General features: G+C 42.3%; 4 protein-coding genes and 1 tRNA gene. All 5 read left to right on the top strand.

Annotation, left to right across the window (positions count from 1 at the left end; genetic code table 11):
* Positions 1–1,592: AsmA family protein (locus tag A3766_RS17795; protein WP_068642623.1), on the top strand; the 1,592-nt coding region annotated here is incomplete at its 5' end.
* Positions 1,592–2,683 (top strand): A/G-specific adenine glycosylase, encoded by a 1,092-nt coding sequence (gene mutY / locus A3766_RS17790; RefSeq protein ID WP_068511288.1) that lies wholly within the window; start codon positions 1,592–1,594, stop codon positions 2,681–2,683. The genes A3766_RS17795 and mutY, both read left to right, overlap by 1 nt.
* Positions 2,684–2,728: 45 nt before the next feature.
* Positions 2,729–3,001 (top strand): oxidative damage protection protein, encoded by a 273-nt coding sequence (locus tag A3766_RS17785; protein WP_068553869.1) that lies wholly within the window; start codon positions 2,729–2,731, stop codon positions 2,999–3,001.
* 143 nt (positions 3,002–3,144) lie between these two features.
* Positions 3,145–3,220, top strand: a tRNA-Phe gene (locus A3766_RS17780).
* A 173-nt stretch (positions 3,221–3,393) separates the two neighbouring features.
* A partial coding sequence (locus A3766_RS17775) for a pseudouridine synthase (protein WP_068642621.1) occupies positions 3,394–3,963 on the top strand: 570 nt, incomplete at its 3' end.

Here is a 3,963-nt window from a genome sequence, read left to right as displayed (position 1 = left end):
ACATAGCACCAAACAAAGATGTACCCTTCGACATAGACTTCACCTTCGAAGACACCATAGAAAAACTAACACTCAATTCTAATATTATTGGCCTTATCGAGTTTTCACCTGACTTTTCAAAAATTACGGTAAAAGAACTCAAGAGTAATTTTGAAGCGAATGGCGCCTTCTCTCAGTTCGAAGTAATTAATGCAAGTCTCGACAGCAAATTCACTGTGAACACCAGTAAAGAAGAAATAGTGGTTGAGGAGCTTTTCCTCATACTCGAGGAACTCAAGCTTGATAGTCAGTTAAGCCTTACAAACTACTTAGAATCACCTCACCTTCAAGGGCAAGTCCAAGTCAACAAGTTCAACCCCAAGATTCTAGCCGAGAGATTTGGAATTGCATTACCCACCTTATCTTCACCTGAAGCGCTAAACGCATTTAGCCTTTCGAGTAAGCTCGAATTTAAAGACCAGGCTCTATACTTTCAACAAATCAACACACAAGTAGATAAGAGTTCATGGCAAGGAGACCTTACATTCAATAGCAGTAATCAAGCGTTTGCACTTAGCCTTGTCGGTGACTCAGTTAATATCGATAATTATTTACCCGCCGAAGAGGAAAATAACAACACCCAAGCAAGCGCCAACGATGAAGCACCAACGAACAACCAAACCAACTCAGAGCTTCTGCCACTAGAAACACTGAGACAGCTCGATCTAGACATATCTTTAAAACAACAAAGCTTAATTGCAAACAAAGTCCTGATCGAAAATCTTAATGTCGAATTAGCCGCAAAGAACGGAATCGTCAGCGTAACAAACCTGTCTGCGAAGTCTCATGAAGGCATACTAAACACGAGCGCAAAAATAGATGCGCGTAGCAACAAACCTACTTGGCAAGCCGATACAAAGATATCAAACCTTAACTTAGGCACTCTGATTCAAGCGCTGGAAATTCAAAATGCCGAGGACAGCGCTAGCCTCAGTGGCACTCTCAATTTTAGTGCTGCGCTGACAAGTCGTGGTAACACCTTAAGCGAAGTTCAAAGCAATGCCTTGGCTCAATCCGAATTTGAAGTACTCGACGGTGAAGTTCAAGGCATAAACTTCAAGGCACTAAGCTGCAAAGGATTGGCCCTAATAAATAAAGATTCTATCGATACTAACAACTGGCCAAAAGCCACACCTTTTGATCTGCTTAAAGGCAGCGCCAGTTTGAAAGATGAGATTCTCACGAACAATTTCGAGCTAACAAGCTCCGGATTGGCGATGAGCGCCGAAGGCCCTATCAACCTGAGCGCAACATCGCTAGACATAAAAACCGGCTTACGCGTCATTGGCGACTCTAATGAGCATGCCTGCAGGGTTAATGAAAAGTTCAAAGACATTCCTGTTCCTGTAAGATGCAAAGGAAAATTTGATACGCCTCCAGCTGAGCTATGTAAACTGGACAGCAAACGTTTACTCGATGCGACCAAGCAAGTAGCTGCTAAAGAAGCAAAGCGTAAATTAGATAAAGAACTGGATAGAGCCTTAAACAAACACCTTGGCGACAAAGATGAAATCAAAGATGCTGCCAAGAACCTACTCAAGAAACTATTTTAATGTCCACAGATAAAAGCTCATCAATCTTTGCAAATCGCCTACTAAATTGGTTCGACCAACACGGTCGCAAAAACTTACCCTGGCAAATAGACAAAACACCCTACAGGGTTTGGGTATCTGAAATTATGCTCCAGCAAACCCAGGTCAGCACAGTTATCGACTACTTCAAACGCTTTATGGCAAGCTTTCCTGATGTTAAAAGTTTGGCAGATGCTGACGAAGACAGCGTGCTCGAACATTGGGCCGGTTTAGGCTATTACGCCCGTGCGCGTAATCTACACAAAGCAGCAAAACAAATATCTTATGACCTGGATGGCGTCTTTCCCGAAGATGTTGACGGCTTAAGTGCCCTGCCAGGCATTGGTCGTTCAACTGCTGGCGCTATTCGTAGCATTGCTCACAAACAATATGCCCCGATTCTTGATGGCAACGTAAAACGGGTTTTATGTCGTTATCACGCCATCAAAACCTGGTCTGGCGAAAGAAAAACCGAACAAAAGCTATGGCTACTCGCAGATGAACACACACCGCAAGATCGTGTTGATGACTATACACAAGCCATCATGGATCTTGGCGCAACACTCTGCACACGCAGCAAACCTAAGTGCACAATTTGTCCAATGCAGGAAGATTGCCAGGCAAACAAAGCAGACCTACAACATGCCCTACCGGTTTCAAAACCCAAAAAAAAGATCCCTCAAAAGAAAACCTGGGCACTGCTAATTGAGTCTGATAAGGGAGTCCTACTTGAGAAAAGGCCGCCAAGCGGAATATGGGGTGGTTTATATAGCTTGCCAGAGGCACCACCCTCACTCACGCCACCAGACTTGATTCAATACTGCACCGAGAACTTTGGCATAGAAACAGAACTACTAGAAAGACACCAAAGCATTCACCATACCTTTTCTCATTACAAACTAGAGATACAGCCGGTTAAATTAAAGCTAAAAGCGTCACTACCAGAAGTACGCTCATCAGATAGGCTAAAGTGGATCCAAGAACATCAGCTTTCTAAATTAGGCCTGCCGGCACCAATATCTTCCTACCTTGAAAAGCTAAATTGTGATGATTTATTCAGATTAAATGACTAAGATTGACCCATCACATGCTATTTACTTACCACACGAGATCGAAACATGAGTCGCACTGTTTTTTGCAGAAAGTATCAAAAAGAACTGAAAGGCCTGGATACCCCGACAATGCCAGGAGAAGCGGGCCAAGATATTTTTAACAACATCTCTGAACAAGCCTGGAAAGAATGGCAAAATAAACAAACCATGCTGATTAACGAACGACAGCTCAATATGATGAGCGCCGAAGACCGAAAGTTCTTGAAAGAACAGATGCATAAATTCTTTAATAATGAAGACATTGAAAGCATAGAGGGCTATGTTACGCCTACAAAATAATCAAAATTTACGTTTGTGATTTTTTTTTAGTTTTAGCTCTTGACTCATCGAAACGAAACAGGTTTAATACGCCCCCGTTGCAGACATACCGAGACGCAACAAGTTGTACCAGTGCAAGATCAAGCACTTTAAATAATTGATATGCCCGGTTAGCTCAGTCGGTAGAGCAGAGGATTGAAAATCCTCGTGTCCTTGGTTCGATTCCGAGACCGGGCACCATTATTCGAAGAACCCGATCATCGCAAGATGTTCGGGTTTTTTCTTGTCTGCGATTTAGCCCAACCGTAAAAATATCGGTTGAATTATCACTTTCTGAATCGACAAATTTTAACTAAACACTTTTCTGTTTCAATTCATCTATACATCACAGTTTTTTACGTCATACTAAGACAATGCAACATAAACCTGATGATTTTATCGCCCCGCCTTGCCACGAACATATCAAGATTCTTTATCAAGATGAGCATTTATTACTCATTAACAAGCCAAGTAAATTGCTAAGTTTGTCAGGAAAGAACCCACTCAATATTGACTCAGTTCATTACCGGCTCGTTAAAGACTTCCCAAACGCTAGGCTGACTCACCGGCTCGACTTCGGTACTTCAGGTATTATGCTGATATCACTTAGCAAAAGCGTTAATGCTCATATTGGAAAACAGTTTCAGGCAAGGTCGATAAAAAAGTCATATTGCGCGATATTAGAAGGCACACTCGAAAAAGATGAAGGTACGATTAGCTTTCCAATCGCAAAAGATGTGGCCAATTTTCCATTCCAGAAAATCTGCTACGAAACAGGTAAAGAGGCGATAACAAAATTTCAAGTTATTGAGCGCTACCTGAACCCTGACTTGACCAAGGTAACATTCACACCATTGACAGGACGAACCCATCAACTGCGAATTCATAGCCGCGAAATCTTACACCCTATTATTGGCTGTGACTTATATGCAACAGAGCGTAGT

The organism is Oleiphilus sp. HI0132, assembly GCF_001635845.1.
Note: the sequence above shows the minus strand (reverse complement) of the source record. Positions and strands in the feature narration are given on the sequence as shown.